Raw genomic sequence first — 13,905 nt, 5'->3', positions numbered from 1 at the left:
CTTCAGGCGCACCTTCCCTTTGCACCCGTCGCCGCCCAAGCAAACTGCTCCGGCGTCTCGACCGCACATGGCCGGACCGCGCGCAACCGCGCCAGCGCGGCACCCGGCTCCTCCCCCGCCTCGACCATCAGCCGCAGCGCCGCCGTTCCCGACCGGCCACACCCCCCCATGCAATGCACCCAGACCTTGCCGCCCGCCGCCAGCACCTCCCGCGCCTGGACCGAGGCTGCGGGCCACGCGGCCAGCGTCTCCCCTGACGGCACGCCAAAATCGGCAATCGGCAGATGCAGCCACTCCACCCCCGCATCGCCCAGATCAACCGGCAGCCCCTCCGCCCCTTTCGCCGCCAGTTCCGCTGCCGTCGTCATCGTCAACGCCAACTCCGGCCCCCAAGCCAGCACCTCGGCCAGCTCTCGGGCATAAGCGCCACCCCGTCCCGGCATCGGCCCGATCCCGAGCACGCCTCCGCCCACCGGCAGTTCCGCAATCACCATCGAACACCCTTCCCGGTGGACCTTCCGCCCCCCGCGCCCTAGTCTGGCCCCCGAGTCACGAGGGTTCCATGTCCGACGAGAAAGCCTACCAGGTCCTTGCCCGCAAGTACCGCCCGCAGACCTTTGCCGACCTGATCGGGCAAGAGGCGATGGTGCGCACCCTGAAGAACGCCTTCGCCGCCGACCGGATCGCCCATGCCTTCGTGATGACCGGCGTCCGCGGGGTCGGCAAGACCACCACCGCCCGCATCATCGCCAAGGGCCTGAACTGCGTCGGCCCCGATGGCAATGGTGGCCCCACGACCGAGCCCTGCGGGGTTTGCAAACCCTGCGTGGGGATCACGGAGGGCCGGTTCTTCGACGTGCTGGAAATTGACGCTGCGTCATCCACCGGTGTCGACAACATCCGCGAACTGAATGTGATGGCGAACACCCGACCCGCCGAGGGACGGTTCAAGATCTTCATCATTGACGAAGTCCACATGCTGTCACTCAGCGCGTTCAACGCGCTGCTGAAGACTCTGGAAGAGCCGCGGTCGCATACGAAGTTCATCATGGCGACCACCGAAATCCGCAAGGTTCCCGTCACCGTCCTGTCGCGCTGCCAGCGCTTCGACCTGAAACGGATCGAACCCGAGGTGATGATGGCCCACCTCGCCAAGGTGGCCGACCTCGAAGGCGCGAAACTGGCGCCGGATGCCTTCGCCCTGATCACCCGCGCCGCCGAAGGTTCGGTCCGCGACGCGATGAGCCTGATGGACCAGGCCATCGCCCACGGCGCGGGCGAAACCACCGGCGACCAGGTCCGCGCCATGCTGGGCCTCGCCGACCGGGGCCGCACGCTCGACCTGTTCAACCTGATCATGCAGGGCGACGCCGCTGCGGCACTTGCCGAGCTTTCCGCCCAGTATGCCGACGGTGCCGATCCGATGGCGGTCCTGCGCGACCTGGCCGAGATCACCCACTGGATCTCGGTCATCAAGATCAACCCCGCCGCTGCCGAGGACCCGACCACCCCACCCGACGAACAGACGCGCGGTCAGGACATGGCCGCCCGCCTGCCGATGCGCGCCCTGACGCGGATGTGGCAGATGCTGCTGAAGGCGATCGAAGAGGTTTCGCTCGCCCCGAACGCGATGATGGCCGCCGAGATGGCCGTGATCCGCCTGACCCATGTCGCCGACCTGCCCGACCCCGAAACGCTGGTGAAGAAGCTTTCCGACACCCCCCGTCCGCCCTCCGGCGGCGGTATCCCCGGCGGCGCCCCGGCGGGCGGCGGCACCGTCCACAGCCCCCGCCTCGCGCCCGTCCATTCCGCGCCCAGCCGCGGCCCGGTGATGACCGCAGCAGCCCCGGTCCTTGCCGAAGGCCAGCTCCAGGTCTACGCCAGCTTCGACCAGGTGATCGAGCTGATCCGCCAGAAGCGCGACATGCTGCTTCTGAACGAGGTCGAGACCGGCCTCCGCCTTGCCCGATACGCCCCCGGCCGGATCGAGTTCGAACCCGCCCCCGGCGCGAAACCCGACCTCGCCTCCCGGCTTGGCCAGCGCCTGCAGGGCTGGACCGGCGCCCGCTGGGGCGTCTCGGTCGTCGGCTCCGGCGGCCAGCCCACCATCGCCGAAACCCGCGACAGCGCCTTGACCGCCGCCCGCGCCGAGGCCGCCGAAAACCCGCTTGTCCAGGCGATCCTCAGCGCCTTCCCCGGAGCGCAGATCTCCGACGTCCGCTCCCCCGAGGCGATCACCGCCGAGGCAGCCGAAGCCGCCCTGCCGCTGGCCGAACCCGAAGCCGACGAAGACTGGGACCCGTTCGAGGAATGACGCCCCGCCGCGCCGGACCCGAGGACGCGGCCACGCTGGCGCGCCTGAACGCCCATGTTCAGGGCTGGCACGCCGCGCATTACCCCGAAGCCTTCTTCCCGAACCCCGCCCCCCAATCCCTGACCGCATATTTCGCCGACCGCCTGTCCGACCCCGCCTGCACCGCCTTCCTGACCGGCGACCCCGCGACCGGCTATGCCCTCTGCCAGCTGCAAACCCGCGAGGCGTCGATCTTTTCGCCCGCCATTCGCCGCCTGATGATCGACCACATCGCCGTTGCGCCGGAAGCCCGCCGCCAGGGCCAGGGCCGCGCGCTGCTTGGGGCCGCGAAAGACCTCGCCCGCGAACTCAAGGTCGACGAAATCCTCCTCGACACCTGGGAGGCCAACACCCAAGCCCAGGCCTTCTTCCGCGCCGCAGGCTTCTTCCCCCGCCGAATGCTGTTCCGCGCCACGCCGTAAGCTTGCGCTTCACTGGTCATCCCCCTATTTGGCAGCTACGATCTGTGTCCCGGTTGAACAAAGGAATGGCGGCATGCTGAAGGGTTTGGGTGCGCTTGGCGACATGACCAAGATGGTGAAGGCCGCACAGGAAATGCAAGGCAAGCTGGCCGCGCTGCAAGAGGAACTTGCCCGCATCGTGGTGCTCGGCGAAGCGGGCGGCGGCGCGGTGAAGGCACGGGCGACTGCCAAGGGCATCGTCACCGGGCTCGACATCGACCCAAGCCTTCTCGACCCTGCGCAGAAGGAAGTGGTCGAAGACCTGATCATCGCTGCAATCCGCGACGCGCAAGATCGCGGCAACGAACGTGCCCAGGCCGAAATGGCCCGCATCGCCGACGATCTCGGGCTCCCGCCCGGAATGGGCATGCCTGGCTGACCGGGCTGCCGCGGATGGCGGACGAGACAGGCATCGAGGCGCTGATCGAGCTGATGGCCCGGCTTCCCGGCCTCGGTCCCCGCTCGGCCCGCCGCGCGGTGCTGGTCCTCCTGAAGAAACGCGCGCAGCTGATGGCCCCCCTCGCGCAGGCCTTGGCCGAAGTCGCGCTTGCCGCAAAGGACTGCCGGATCTGCGGCAATATCTCCACCTCGGACACCTGTGCGATCTGCGCCAACCCCGCCCGCGCCACGGGTGAGATCTGCGTGGTCGAGGATGTGGCCGACCTCTGGGCCATGGAACGCGGCCAGTCCTTCCGCGGCCGGTATCATGTGCTGGGCGGCACGCTCTCCGCGCTGGATGCCATCGGCCCGGATGAGCTGGGCATCCCCCGCCTTGTCGCCCGCGTCGCCGAGGAAGGCACCCGCGAGGTCATCCTCGCGCTGAACGCCACGGTCGATGGCCAGACCACCGCCCATTACATCGCCGACGCGCTCTCCGGCACCCAGGCGCAGGTCACCACCCTCGCGCAAGGCGTTCCGATCGGGGGCGAGCTGGATTATCTCGACGACGGCACCATCGGCGCCGCGCTGCGCGCTAGGCGGAAGCTCTGACCCGGTCCCAGGGTGCGCTACAGCGCACCTTCACCCGTCCAGCCCCAGAAGCCCCGGCAAATCCGCCATCCGCCGGAACAGCGGCACCCCCAGCGCCGTCAGGCTCCGGGCGGTCGCCGTCTCGGGCCCGTGCGCGGCAAAGCCCAGCACCCGCATCCCGGCGGCCAGGCCCGCCCGCGCCCCGGTGGCGCTGTCCTCGATCACCACGCAGGCCCCGGGCCGCGCTCCACAGGCCCCGGCCGCCGCAAGATAGACATCCGGGGCAGGCTTCGGCGCCCCCATGCCCTGCCCGGACAAGACCGCCCGGAACCGGCCCGCAAGCACGTGCTGGCCAAGGGTGATCTCCATCTTCTCCAGCGAGCCGTTCGAGCCCATGGCATAGGGAATCCCGGCCCGGTCCAGCCGGTCCAGCACCCCCGCCACCCCCTCGACCAGCGGCACGCCCCCGGCCAGCATCGCGTACATGCGGCGATAGAAATCCGCGACCCAGTCTTCGGGCAGCCGCGCCCCCGCCGCCCGCGCCCGCTGCGCCACCAACTCGACGGTGCCGCCCACGAAATCCGCCTCGAACTCCTGCAGGGTCAGGGGCAGGCCATGGCGCGCAAGGTCCTGCAGGAACAGCGCGAATGTCGGCCCCTCGCTGTCGACGACCACCCCGTCGCAATCGAAGAGCACGGCTTCGGGGCGGATCATTCCGGGGCTCTCAACAAGGTCACGATCGTATCTCCATATCTGCGCTGGTCGACTTGACGGAAACCCTCCGGCACCGCCGGACCCCCGCCTTCCTCCCAGACCACCAACGCATCCGGCGCGAGCCAGCCCCCTTTCAGCGCCGCCGCCAACGCCAGCTCTCCCAAACCCTTCCCGTAGGGTGGGTCGAGGAACACCAGCCCATGGACCGCCCCCGGGTTCGGCCCCAGCCGCCGGACATCCTGCTTCAGAACCAGCGTCTCGCCTTCCGCCCGCATCTTCGCGACATTGGCCCGGATCAAAGCCAGCGCCTTCGCACCATCATCCACGAAGGTCGCCTGCGCGGCCCCGCGGCTCAGCGCCTCCAGCCCCAGCGCTCCGGTTCCGGCGAACAGGTCCAGCACGCGCACGCCCGAAAGATCGAACCCCTGGCTGTTTACCAGAAGATTGAACACCGCCTCGCGCACCCGGTCCGAGGTCGGTCGCAAATGCGCTGCCGCATCCCCTTCGCCGACCTCAACCAGCTTCAACCCGCGACGGCTGCCACCAATGATCCGCATGTCCGCTCCGGGGGGTCACTCCCCTCTCCCACCTGGGGAGAGGGGTCGGGGGTGAGGGGGCTTCAGCCCTTGAGCAAGGGCTTCAGGTCCGCCGCCGTCTCGATCACCTCGGGCACCGGGCTCTTGCCCATCTCGATCAGCCGCTTGCCCACCATGTAGGCCCGGCTGTCATTCATCGAATCCACTGCCAACAGGTCCGCCCCGCGATAGTACCAGAAGCTTGCCACATCGCCCTCGCCCCTCCGGGTGACGATCCGGTCGTAGCCCATGTTCAGCCCTGCGATCTGCAACTTCAGGTCATACTGGTCCGACCAGAACCACGGCTTCGCCTCATAGGCGGCCCCGGCACCCAGGATGTTCGCCGCCACCGCTTCCGCCTGGTCGATGGCATTGCCGACCGATTCCAGCCGGATGCGTCCACCCCTCCACGGGAAGGACGCGCAATCCCCCGCCGACCAGATCGCCGGGTCCGAGGTCCGGCCCAGCTCGTCGGTCGCGATGCCGTTGTCGATCTCCAGCCCCGCCTCGTCGGCCAGATGGGTGTTGGGGGTGATCCCCACGCCGACGATCACGAAATCCGCCGGGATCTGGCGCCCGTCCTTCAACAGCGCCCCCTCGACACGGTCATCCCCGACCAGCCGGTCAAGCCCGGTGGATTCAAGCACCTTCACCCCGTGCGACTGATGCAGCGCCCGGACATAATCCGAGGTCTCGGGCGCCGCGACCCGTTGCAGGATGCGCGGCGCCATCTCCAGCACCGTGACCTCCAGCCCCAGTTTCGCGCCAACCGCCGCCGCCTCCAGCCCGATATAGCCGCCGCCGACGATGATCACCCTCCGGCCCGGCTGGAACTCGCCCCGCATGGCATCGACATCGGCCAGCGTGCGCACCGTGTAGACGCCTTCCAGCGACCCGCCGATGGCTGCGGGCAGCCGACGCGGGGTCGACCCCGTGGTCAGCGCCAGATGGTCATAGGCCAGCGCCTCGCCGCCCACGGTCACGGTCTTCGCGGTCGGGTCGATGGCCGTCACCGCCTGCCCCAGCCGCAACTCGACGTTGCTGTCCGCCCAGAACTCCGGCGCGCGCAGCCAGAGCCGGTCTTCCTCCATCTCGCCCAGAAGATAGGCCTTCGACAGCGGCGGGCGCTGGTAGGGCGGCGCGGGCTCGTCGCCCAGCATCACGATCTCGCCGTCATGCCCCAGGGCCCGCAGCTTCGCGGCCAGGGCCGCACCCGCCTGCCCGGCCCCGACGATCACCACCCGCATCGCGCATCCCCCTCTGGCATGTTCCGCGACGGACCCTATAACCCATATGGGTGAAGGCGCAACGCGGCAAAGATGAGGGAATCACACCAATGACGATCGAGGTTGGCACGAAACTGCCCGAGGCCACGCTGTTGCGGTCGGGCGAGAACGGCGTCGAGGGCGTGAAACTCTCCGAGACGCTGAAGGGCCGCAAAGTGGTGATCTTCGGCCTGCCCGGCGCCTATACCGGCACCTGCTCGACCGCCCATGTGCCCAGCTTCATCCGCACCGCGAAAGGCTTCGCCGACAAGGGCGTGGACGAGATCATCTGCATTTCGGTCAACGACCCCTTCGTGATGAAGGCCTGGGGCGAGGCGACGGGCGCGACTGCGGCAGGCATCACCATGCTGGCCGATGCCGACGGCGCCTTCACCAGGGCCATCGGCCTGGCCTTCGACGTGCCGCAGAGCGGGTTCTTCGGGCGGTCGAAGCGCTATTCGCTGCTGGCCGAGGACGGGGTCATCACCCGCTCCAACCCGGAAACCGGCCGCGGCTGCGAGATTTCGGCCGGCGAATACCTGCTCTCGCAGCTTTAGGCCGCAACCCGTTGATGCCGTCGCCCCTCCTCGCGCAAGACCGGTCAAGGAGGGGATGACCTCGAAGGCCGCGGCTCAACTTTCCCGGCAATGCCGCTGGAAGGCGCGCTTCAAAAGGTCCAGCTCGGCCCGCAGAAGGTTGAGCTCGGCCCGGATGTCTTCCTCCAGCGCCTGCCCGGCGACCAGGGTGAAGCGGGCCAGCGTCACCCCGCCCGCCTGCACCAGGAAGCTCTGCACCCCTTCGTTCAGCGCCCAGGCCGGGATCGGCACCCGCACCGCGAACTGGCCCGCCCTGCCTGGCACCGGCCGGACCTCGGCGCCCTCGACCGCGCGGCCCTCGTGCAGGACCTCGATCACCGGCATCCTGTCGGCACCTGTCAGGATGCCCTCCCAGACACCGCCCGCGATCCGACCCTGGTCGATCCGCATGTTCGCCGTGGCAGGCATCGTTTCCCCTTACAGCTCGGCCCGCGGGCGACGACTGACAACGACGTCGCGGATCACGATCCGCGTCATCGCGGCGTCGTTCAGGATCAGGTCTGCCCATGCCCGCTCGATCCGCTTGTCGTTCAGGTCGGCATAGGCCAGGTCGAACTCGGCCAGCTTGTCGCGGCCCTCGGCAGGCAGGTTGCTGACCGGCTGCGCAAGGTTCGGGCCGTGCTTGACGTTCAGCCGGACATAGGCCCGCATCGGCCGGTCGCTGTCGATCACCATCTCGGTCCGCACCAGATGCCGCGCCTTCAGACCTTCGACCGCTGCATCCGGCAGGTTCAGCGCCAGCGACAGGAAGCTGCCCCTGAAGCCAAAGATGTCGATGGCCAGGCCATAGGGCGCACGGTCCTCGGGCCGGTCGTTGCGGACCTGCCGCACGACGACCTCGCCCAACGGGCAGTCGTGGTAAAGTGCAACCCCCTCGCCCAGCGCCGTTCGCTCACCCTGCGCAACCGCGCCGGGCTCCGCCATTGCCCCGCGCCACAGGTCGGGCCGCCACGACCAGTCGGTCCCAAGCGGCATCTGCGGCAGGCCCGAAGCTGACGAGGGCACCGCCAGACGCGCATCCGCGACCTGCAGCGTGCGGTCCAGGTATCGGCGGAATCCCCGCGCCTCGGCCCGGAGCGCCCGCAGCTCGTAGCTCTCCAGCCCCGGGGCGTTGTCTGCCAGCCGCGCCCAGCGGATCTCGGTCCGGCGTTGGTGCCAGCCCTCCAGAACCGTGGCGATGCGGCTGGCCATGACGCCTTACTGGTCCATGTAGACGTGGCTTTCGGCCTTCGCGCCCGGATGCGTCACCGCCCCCCAGCGCGCGCCGCCAACCAGTCTGGCGAACTTGTGGACCGCTCCGCTGGTGTATTGCGTCTTGCGAGGTCCCTTCCATTCGGCCTTGCGCTTCGCCAGCTCCTCGTCCGACAGCGCAACCGACAGTTCGCCCGTCACCGCGTTCAGCGTGATCACGTCGCCGTTCCGCAAAAGCGCAATCGGTCCGCCATGCGCCGCTTCCGGCCCGACATGACCGACGCAGAAGCCGCGCGTCGCGCCCGAGAAGCGCCCATCGGTGATCAGCGCCACCTTCTTGCCCATGCCCTGACCGGACAGCGCCGCCGTCGTCGCCAGCATCTCGCGCATCCCCGGGCCACCCGCCGGGCCTTCGTTGCGGATGACGATGACCTCGCCCTCCTTGTAGCCGCGGCTCTTCACCGCTTCGAACGCGTCTTCCTCGCATTCGAACACCCGCGCCGGGCCGGTGAACTTCTGCTCCGCCTCGGTCATCCCCGCGACCTTCACGATCGCCCCGTCGGGCGCCAGGTTGCCCTTCAGGCTGACCACGCCGCCGGTCTTGGTGATGGGGCTGTTGATGTGATAGATCACCCGCCCATCCGCCTCGCCGCGGATTTCGTCAAGGCTTTCACCCAGCGTCTTGCCGCTCGCCGTCAGGCAGTCGAGGTGCAGCAAGCCCTCGCGCGCCAGTTCCTTCATCACCACGGCCACGCCGCCCACTTCGTGCAGGTCCTTGGCGACGTATTTGCCGCCGGGGCGCAGGTCGACGAAATAGGGCGTGTCCTTCATGATCTTGGCCACGTCGAACAGATCAAAGTCGATCCCGGCTTCGTTCGCCAGCGCCGGCAGGTGCAGCGCGGCGTTGGTCGACCCGCCGGTGCAGCCGACCACCCGCGCCGCGTTCTCCAGCGCCTTCAGCGTCACGATGTCCCGCGCGCGGATGTTCTTCTCGATCAGGGTCATCACCGCCACGCCCGAAGCCTCGCCATACTGGTCGCGGCTTTCATAGGGCGCGGGGGCGCTAGAGGAGTTCAGCAACGCCAACCCGATGGCTTCCGAGACGCAAGCCATCGTGTTCGCGGTATACTGTGCCCCGCAGGCGCCGGAGGACGGACAGGCGACCTTTTCCATGATCTCCAGCTCTGCATCCGACAGGTTCCCGGCCTGGTGCTTGCCCACCGCCTCGAACATGTCCTGCACGGTGATGTCCTGTCCCTGATAGCGGCCCGGCAGGATCGACCCGCCGTAGATGAAGACCGAGGGCACGTTCAGCCGCACCATAGCCATCATCATCCCCGGCAAGCTCTTGTCGCAGCCCGCCAGCCCGACGATCGCGTCATAGCAATGCCCGCGCATCGTCAGTTCCACCGTGTCGGCGATGGCATCGCGCGAGGCGAGCGAGGACCGCATCCCCTCGTGCCCCATCGCGATCCCGTCGGTCACGGTGATGGTGGTGAACTCGCGAGGCGTCCCGCCGCCCTTCTTCACGCCCTGCTTCACGATCTGCGCCTGCCGGTTCAGCGCGATGTTGCAGGGGGCCGCTTCGTTCCAGCAGGTCGCCACGCCCACCCAGGGCTGGTGGATCTCTTCCTCGGTGATCCCCATCGCGTAGAAATAGCTGCGATGCGGCGCGCGCGCCGGGCCTTCGGTGACATGGCGGCTGGGAAGCTTCGACTTGTCGAAACGCTGGTTGGTCATGGCGGCTCCTTGCGGGAAATGGCTTGGCGCAAGGGATAAAGGCCTGCCCGGTCAGGGGCAAGCCGAATTGGGCCGCTCAGTTGCCGTTGATCGCCACGGTCGCGCTTTGCATCAGCCCGTCCAGATGCAGGCGCAGGCTGTCGACAAAGCCGACAAAGGCCTTCAGCGGCCCGGCCAGCGCGGGAATCGCCTGCGCCAGCGCATCGGCACTGCCGTACAGCGCCGAGCCAAGGATCGCCACGGTCAGCACCATCAGGAACCCGCTGCGGAAACTGCTGCGCCGCTCGACAACCGACGCCGCGGTTTCGACCGACTCGGTCCCGTCCTGCGCGGTTTCCGTCGGCCGCAGGGTCGAATTGATCTCCTCGACATCCGGCAGACGCGTCCGTCGGGCAGCCAGCTTGTCCTCGCTCTCCAGATCGACTGCGACCGGAGCAGCCGCCGCCTGCGCCTTCACCGCCGCTGGAATGGCCGCCTCGATCCCGAGGTCGGTCTGGGTTTCCAACGGCTTCGCCGCTTCTGCCCGCCGCGCCTGGGCCTCACGCGCGGCCTCTTCGCGCAGGATCGCAAGGACGGATTCGTCCACCGCATAGGCCGCCGCCGTGGCCGCAACCGCGGGCGCCTCGGCACCGTCGTCCCCCTCGGCAGCGTCGCCCACGACCTCCGCATCCGCGACAACCGTCTCGGCAACCGTCTCGGCGACGGGCACGGCGGCAGCTTCGGCCACCGGCTCCTCGACCTCACCCGTCACCACCTCGGCGACGGCAGCCTCGACCACCGTCGGATCAGCCAGCGCAGCCGCTTCGGCCACGACGCTTTCCGCGGCAAGCCCGGCGCTCTCGGCAACCTCCTCCACCACATCGCCGATCACCTCTGCCGGTGCTTCGGCAACGGGTTCCGGCATGGCTTCCGCCACCTCGGCAACCATGTCTTCCACGGGCTCGGGTTCAGGCGGAACGATCACCTCCGCCTCGGCCACAACCGGAGGCGGCGCCGCCACTTCAATCTCCACCACCGGCTCGGGCTCGACCACCGGCTCGGGGGCCGGGGGGGGCGCGGGCGGCGCCACGGGCGCGGCGACCGCTTCGGCCCCGGCGGCGCGCTGGCGCATCTGGTACCAGGCATGCCCGCAATTCGCGCATTGCACGTCGCGTCCGGTTTCCGGGATCGCGTCCTCGGGGACCTCGTATTTCGCCTCACAGTTCGGGCAAACCAACCGCATCTTCGTCCCTCAACGCCTGTTTTTCGGCTGCTCGCTCAAAGTTGTAATCCCTATTTCCTGTGGTTCCAAGGCTTTGTCGCGTGCTCTTGTGCAATCGTTTCGGCCTGTGCGATGGAAAGCGCAGTGACACCGGCGCCACCGTGCCGCATGACGTGTCCGACGCAGGGCCGGGGGAAAGCCGTGATCACCTTCGAAAACGTCGCCTACAGCTATGGCGGGGGCGAGCTTCTGTCGGATGTCTCGCTGAAGCTTGCGCCAGGGTCGTTCCACTTTCTCACCGGACCCTCCGGCGCGGGCAAGTCGACCTTCCTGAAACTCGCCTATGCCGAGTTGCAGCCCAGCTCCGGCCGCGTGACCCTGTTCGACCATGACGTGAAAAGCCTGTCGCGCGACGATGTCGCCCGCAGCCGCCGCCGCATCGGCATCGTGCATCAGGACTGCAAGTTCCTCGACCACATGACCATCGCCGCGAACATGGCGCTGCCCTTCACCGTCTCCGACCGCGAAAGCAGCCCCCAGGACATGGAAGACCTCCTCGGCTGGGTCGGCCTGAAACATCTTGCCGGTGCCCTGCCGCCACAGCTTTCGGGCGGCGAACGCCAGCGCGCCGCCCTGGCCCGCGCCGTGATCGTCGATCCCGACGTGATCCTCGCCGACGAGCCCACCGGCAACGTCGACTGGGAAATGTCGCTGCGCATCCTCACGCTCCTCGTGGAACTGAACAAGATGGGCAAGACCATCCTTGTCGCTACCCACGACCTGAACCTGATCCGCCAGGCCAAGGCGCAGATCCAGGCCCGCGTGCTGCGCATCGCGAAGCACCGGGTGCAGCTTGCGGGGGCCGATCTGTGAAATTCCCCAAGGCCAAACCCGCCAGCCCCGCCACCCGCGCGCTGGAAGTCGTCCCCCCCTCAGGTCCGACCGCCTGGCTCACCACCTTCACCGCGGGCGCAATGACCTTCCTCTGCGTCTTTGCCCTTGCCCTCTCGCTGGCCTCCGGCCGCCTGGCGACGCGCTGGTCCGAGGCGCTGGCGAAGACCGCCACCATCCGCCTCTCCGCCCCCACCGGGCAGATGCAGATCCAGACCGACGCGATCCTCGCCACGCTTGCCACCACCCCCGGCATCGCCAGCTACCGCGCGCTCGACGATGCCGAGACGCGGGCGCTCCTCGAACCCTGGTTCGGCCCCGGCCTGCCGGTCGAGGCCCTGCCGATCCCCCGGCTGATCGAGGTGGTCGAGGCCGAACAGCCGTATGATTCCGAGGGCCTGCGCCAGCGCCTTGCCGCCGAGGCTCCCGGTGCCGTGCTGGACGATCACACCCGCTGGCGCCGCCCGCTGGTCGAGGCCGCCTCCCGCATCCGTCTCCTTGGCGTCCTCTCCATCGCGCTCATTGGCGCCACCATGGCCGCGATGATCACCCTTTCCGCCCGCGCCGCGCTTGCCACCAACGCCGAGGTGATCCGCGTCCTGCGCCTGGTCGGCGCCAAGGACAGCTACATCGCCCGCGCGTTCGTGCGCCGCTTCACCCTGCGCAGCTTCGCCGGGGCCGCCGTCGGTGCCACCGCCGGGCTGATTGGCGTCGCCGCCCTGCCCGCTGCCGACGCCGCCGGCGGCTTCCTGACCGGGCTCGGCTTCACTGGCCTCGGCTGGCTCTGGCCCTTTGCGCTCCCCCCGCTCGCTGCTATCGTGGCCTTCCTCGCCACCCGCCGTGCCGCCTTCCGGAAACTCAGAGAGCTGACATGACCCCGATCCGCTGGCTTCTGTCGCTCGTCTTCATCATCCAGATGTATCTTGCCATGGCCGTGATCGCCGTGGTCTTCGCCCCCTGGGCGCTCCTCTCCCGCCACGGCGCCCGGGTGGCCTGCAAGACCTTCTGCCGCTGGGTGATCGTCTCGCTGCGCATCCTCACCGGCCTGAACTCCGAGGTCCGCGGCACCCCCCCGACCACCGAGGCGCTGATCGCCGCCAAGCATCAGAGCTTTCTCGACATCATCCTGATCTTCAACGCGGTTCCGGCGGGCAAGTTCATCATGAAGCGCGAGTTGATGTATGCCCCCTTCCTCGGCCAGTATGCGCTGCGCATCGGCTGCGTACCCGTCGATCGCGGCAAGCGCGGCGCGGCCATCGCGCGGATGAAGGCCGATGTCGCCGCAGGCAGTGCCGAGCCCGGCCAGCTCATCATCTACCCGCAGGGCACCCGTGTCGCGCCGGGCGATGTGAAACCCTACAAGGTCGGCACCGGCCTCCTCTTCGACCAGCTTGGCCAGCCCTGCCACCCGGTCGCCACCAATGTCGGCGTCTTCTGGCCGAAGCGCGGCATCCTGCGCAAACCGGGACTCGCCGTGGTCGAATTCCTGCCCCCCATCGCCCCCGGCCTGCCGGTGCCCGATTTCATGAACCGGCTGGAGGCAGAGGTCGAGCACAACTCCAACCGCCTGATGCATGAGGCAGGGTTCAAGATCTGATGGGAACCCGGGCCGACACCATCGCACATCTCCTCGACGCGCTGGCGCCGCTGCCGCTCACCTCCCGGAAAATGTTCGGCGAATACGCGCTCTACCTCGACGGCAAGGTGGTGGCGCTGGTCTGCGACGATCTCCTCTTCGTCAAGCCGACTGCCGGTGCCACCGCGGCGCTTCCCGGCTGCCCGACCGGCCATCCCTATCCCGGCGCAAAGCTGCATCTCCTTGTCACCGACGCGCTGGATGCCCCCGACCCGGTCATCCTGGCCCTCAGGGCCGTGGCCGACGATCTTCCGGCCCCGAAACCGAAGACGCCCCGGCGAAAGGCGAAAGGGGCCTGACCTCAAACCACAGG

General features: G+C 68.7%; 17 protein-coding genes. 9 read left to right on the top strand and 8 right to left on the bottom strand.

Going from position 1 to position 13,905, the window contains the following annotated elements; genetic code table 11:
- Positions 1 to 2: 2 nt before the first annotated feature.
- A complete protein-coding gene (locus JNL31_RS09165; protein ID WP_294972572.1) occupies positions 3 to 494 on the bottom strand; it encodes a protein-tyrosine phosphatase family protein in 492 nt (163 codons plus the stop codon).
- 68 nt (positions 495 to 562) lie between these two features.
- Between JNL31_RS09165 and JNL31_RS09160 the strand changes: the two genes are divergently transcribed.
- The 4 genes from JNL31_RS09160 (at position 563) to recR (ending at position 3,804) form a co-directional block, all read left to right on the top strand.
- The gene (locus tag JNL31_RS09160) at positions 563 to 2,314 is read left to right on the top strand and encodes a DNA polymerase III subunit gamma/tau (RefSeq protein WP_294972570.1); all 1,752 of its coding nucleotides are present in this window, start codon (positions 563 to 565) and stop codon (positions 2,312 to 2,314) included.
- Positions 2,311 to 2,775 carry an N-acetyltransferase gene (locus JNL31_RS09155; protein WP_294972568.1) on the top strand — a complete coding sequence of 155 codons (465 nt, stop codon included), beginning with the start codon at positions 2,311 to 2,313 and terminating at the stop codon, positions 2,773 to 2,775. Before JNL31_RS09160 ends, JNL31_RS09155 begins: the two co-directional genes overlap by 4 nt.
- 73 nt (positions 2,776 to 2,848) lie before the next feature.
- Positions 2,849 to 3,193 (top strand): YbaB/EbfC family nucleoid-associated protein, encoded by a 345-nt coding sequence (locus JNL31_RS09150; RefSeq protein WP_294972565.1) that lies wholly within the window; start codon positions 2,849 to 2,851, stop codon positions 3,191 to 3,193.
- 14 nt (positions 3,194 to 3,207) lie between these two features.
- The gene (gene recR / locus JNL31_RS09145) at positions 3,208 to 3,804 is read left to right on the top strand and encodes a recombination mediator RecR (protein WP_294972563.1); all 597 of its coding nucleotides are present in this window, start codon (positions 3,208 to 3,210) and stop codon (positions 3,802 to 3,804) included.
- A gap of 30 nt (positions 3,805 to 3,834) precedes the next feature.
- Here recR and JNL31_RS09140 read toward each other — a convergent pair whose 3' ends face one another.
- The 3 genes from JNL31_RS09140 to JNL31_RS09130 all read right to left on the bottom strand — a co-directional run bounded on the left by JNL31_RS09140 (position 3,835) and on the right by JNL31_RS09130 (position 6,319).
- Complete coding sequence (locus JNL31_RS09140; RefSeq protein ID WP_294972560.1) at positions 3,835 to 4,497, bottom strand: HAD family phosphatase; 663 nt, start codon at positions 4,495 to 4,497, stop codon at positions 3,835 to 3,837.
- Positions 4,494 to 5,054 carry a 16S rRNA (guanine(966)-N(2))-methyltransferase RsmD gene (gene rsmD / locus JNL31_RS09135; RefSeq protein ID WP_294972558.1) on the bottom strand — a complete coding sequence of 187 codons (561 nt, stop codon included), beginning with the start codon at positions 5,052 to 5,054 and terminating at the stop codon, positions 4,494 to 4,496. The genes JNL31_RS09140 and rsmD overlap by 4 nt, the downstream gene beginning before the upstream one ends.
- A gap of 62 nt (positions 5,055 to 5,116) precedes the next feature.
- Positions 5,117 to 6,319: an FAD-dependent oxidoreductase gene (locus tag JNL31_RS09130; protein ID WP_294972555.1), complete on the bottom strand. Its 1,203-nt coding sequence runs from the start codon at positions 6,317 to 6,319 to the stop codon at positions 5,117 to 5,119.
- A gap of 89 nt (positions 6,320 to 6,408) precedes the next feature.
- On the opposite strand from JNL31_RS09130, the gene JNL31_RS09125 reads away from it, so the two are divergent.
- Complete coding sequence (locus JNL31_RS09125; protein ID WP_294972552.1) at positions 6,409 to 6,894, top strand: peroxiredoxin; 486 nt, start codon at positions 6,409 to 6,411, stop codon at positions 6,892 to 6,894.
- Positions 6,895 to 6,969: 75 nt separating this feature from the next.
- On the opposite strand, the gene JNL31_RS09120 is transcribed toward JNL31_RS09125, so the two are convergent.
- The 4 genes from JNL31_RS09120 to JNL31_RS09105 form a co-directional block, all read right to left on the bottom strand.
- Complete coding sequence (locus tag JNL31_RS09120) at positions 6,970 to 7,341, bottom strand: hypothetical protein (RefSeq protein ID WP_294972551.1); 372 nt, start codon at positions 7,339 to 7,341, stop codon at positions 6,970 to 6,972.
- Positions 7,342 to 7,350: 9 nt separating this feature from the next.
- Positions 7,351 to 8,124: a DUF6478 family protein gene (locus JNL31_RS09115; RefSeq protein ID WP_294972548.1), complete on the bottom strand. Its 774-nt coding sequence runs from the start codon at positions 8,122 to 8,124 to the stop codon at positions 7,351 to 7,353.
- A 6-nt stretch (positions 8,125 to 8,130) separates the two neighbouring features.
- The gene (ilvD, locus tag JNL31_RS09110; protein ID WP_294972546.1) at positions 8,131 to 9,864 is read right to left on the bottom strand and encodes a dihydroxy-acid dehydratase; all 1,734 of its coding nucleotides are present in this window, start codon (positions 9,862 to 9,864) and stop codon (positions 8,131 to 8,133) included.
- Positions 9,865 to 9,940: 76 nt separating this feature from the next.
- The gene (locus JNL31_RS09105) at positions 9,941 to 11,086 is read right to left on the bottom strand and encodes a zinc-ribbon domain-containing protein (RefSeq protein ID WP_294972544.1); all 1,146 of its coding nucleotides are present in this window, start codon (positions 11,084 to 11,086) and stop codon (positions 9,941 to 9,943) included.
- A gap of 180 nt (positions 11,087 to 11,266) precedes the next feature.
- Here JNL31_RS09105 and JNL31_RS09100 point away from each other — a divergent pair, with 180 nt between their 5' ends.
- Genes JNL31_RS09100 through JNL31_RS09085 form a run of 4 tightly spaced genes read left to right on the top strand, consistent with a single transcriptional unit; the run spans position 11,267 to position 13,891 of the window.
- Positions 11,267 to 11,938, top strand: a complete 672-nt coding sequence (locus JNL31_RS09100; RefSeq protein WP_294972615.1) for an ATP-binding cassette domain-containing protein — start codon at positions 11,267 to 11,269, stop codon at positions 11,936 to 11,938.
- On the top strand, positions 11,935 to 12,831 hold the full coding sequence (locus JNL31_RS09095; protein ID WP_294972543.1) for a cell division protein FtsX: 897 nt from the start codon (positions 11,935 to 11,937) through the stop codon (positions 12,829 to 12,831). The genes JNL31_RS09100 and JNL31_RS09095 overlap by 4 nt, the downstream gene beginning before the upstream one ends.
- On the top strand, positions 12,828 to 13,553 hold the full coding sequence (locus tag JNL31_RS09090) for a 1-acyl-sn-glycerol-3-phosphate acyltransferase (protein ID WP_294972541.1): 726 nt from the start codon (positions 12,828 to 12,830) through the stop codon (positions 13,551 to 13,553). The genes JNL31_RS09095 and JNL31_RS09090 overlap by 4 nt, the downstream gene beginning before the upstream one ends.
- Entirely contained in the window at positions 13,553 to 13,891 is a 339-nt protein-coding gene (locus JNL31_RS09085; RefSeq protein ID WP_294972538.1) for a TfoX/Sxy family protein, read from the top strand. The genes JNL31_RS09090 and JNL31_RS09085 overlap by 1 nt, the downstream gene beginning before the upstream one ends.
- Positions 13,892 to 13,905: the final 14 nt, after the last annotated feature.

Source organism: Tabrizicola sp., assembly GCF_016792905.1.
Lineage (GTDB): Bacteria > Pseudomonadota > Alphaproteobacteria > Rhodobacterales > Rhodobacteraceae > Tabrizicola.
The sequence above is the reverse complement of the archived record's forward strand: the minus strand, read 5'-3'. Positions and strand labels throughout refer to the sequence as shown.

What these genes read in the sequence shown, in the direction of transcription:
- JNL31_RS09165 (WP_294972572.1), bottom strand. Translation starts at nt 494, where the DNA reads ATGGTGATTGCGGAACTGCCGGTGGGCGGAGGCGTGCTCGGGATCGGG.
- JNL31_RS09160 (WP_294972570.1), top strand. Translation starts at nt 563, where the DNA reads ATGTCCGACGAGAAAGCCTACCAGGTCCTTGCCCGCAAGTACCGCCCG.
- JNL31_RS09155 (WP_294972568.1), top strand. Translation starts at nt 2,311, where the DNA reads ATGACGCCCCGCCGCGCCGGACCCGAGGACGCGGCCACGCTGGCGCGC.
- JNL31_RS09150 (WP_294972565.1), top strand. Translation starts at nt 2,849, where the DNA reads ATGCTGAAGGGTTTGGGTGCGCTTGGCGACATGACCAAGATGGTGAAG.
- recR (WP_294972563.1), top strand. Translation starts at nt 3,208, where the DNA reads ATGGCGGACGAGACAGGCATCGAGGCGCTGATCGAGCTGATGGCCCGG.
- JNL31_RS09140 (WP_294972560.1), bottom strand. Translation starts at nt 4,497, where the DNA reads ATGATCCGCCCCGAAGCCGTGCTCTTCGATTGCGACGGGGTGGTCGTC.
- rsmD (WP_294972558.1), bottom strand. Translation starts at nt 5,054, where the DNA reads ATGCGGATCATTGGTGGCAGCCGTCGCGGGTTGAAGCTGGTTGAGGTC.
- JNL31_RS09130 (WP_294972555.1), bottom strand. Translation starts at nt 6,319, where the DNA reads ATGCGGGTGGTGATCGTCGGGGCCGGGCAGGCGGGTGCGGCCCTGGCC.
- JNL31_RS09125 (WP_294972552.1), top strand. Translation starts at nt 6,409, where the DNA reads ATGACGATCGAGGTTGGCACGAAACTGCCCGAGGCCACGCTGTTGCGG.
- JNL31_RS09120 (WP_294972551.1), bottom strand. Translation starts at nt 7,341, where the DNA reads ATGCCTGCCACGGCGAACATGCGGATCGACCAGGGTCGGATCGCGGGC.
- JNL31_RS09115 (WP_294972548.1), bottom strand. Translation starts at nt 8,124, where the DNA reads ATGGCCAGCCGCATCGCCACGGTTCTGGAGGGCTGGCACCAACGCCGG.
- ilvD (WP_294972546.1), bottom strand. Translation starts at nt 9,864, where the DNA reads ATGACCAACCAGCGTTTCGACAAGTCGAAGCTTCCCAGCCGCCATGTC.
- JNL31_RS09105 (WP_294972544.1), bottom strand. Translation starts at nt 11,086, where the DNA reads ATGCGGTTGGTTTGCCCGAACTGTGAGGCGAAATACGAGGTCCCCGAG.
- JNL31_RS09090 (WP_294972541.1), top strand. Translation starts at nt 12,828, where the DNA reads ATGACCCCGATCCGCTGGCTTCTGTCGCTCGTCTTCATCATCCAGATG.
- JNL31_RS09085 (WP_294972538.1), top strand. Translation starts at nt 13,553, where the DNA reads ATGGGAACCCGGGCCGACACCATCGCACATCTCCTCGACGCGCTGGCG.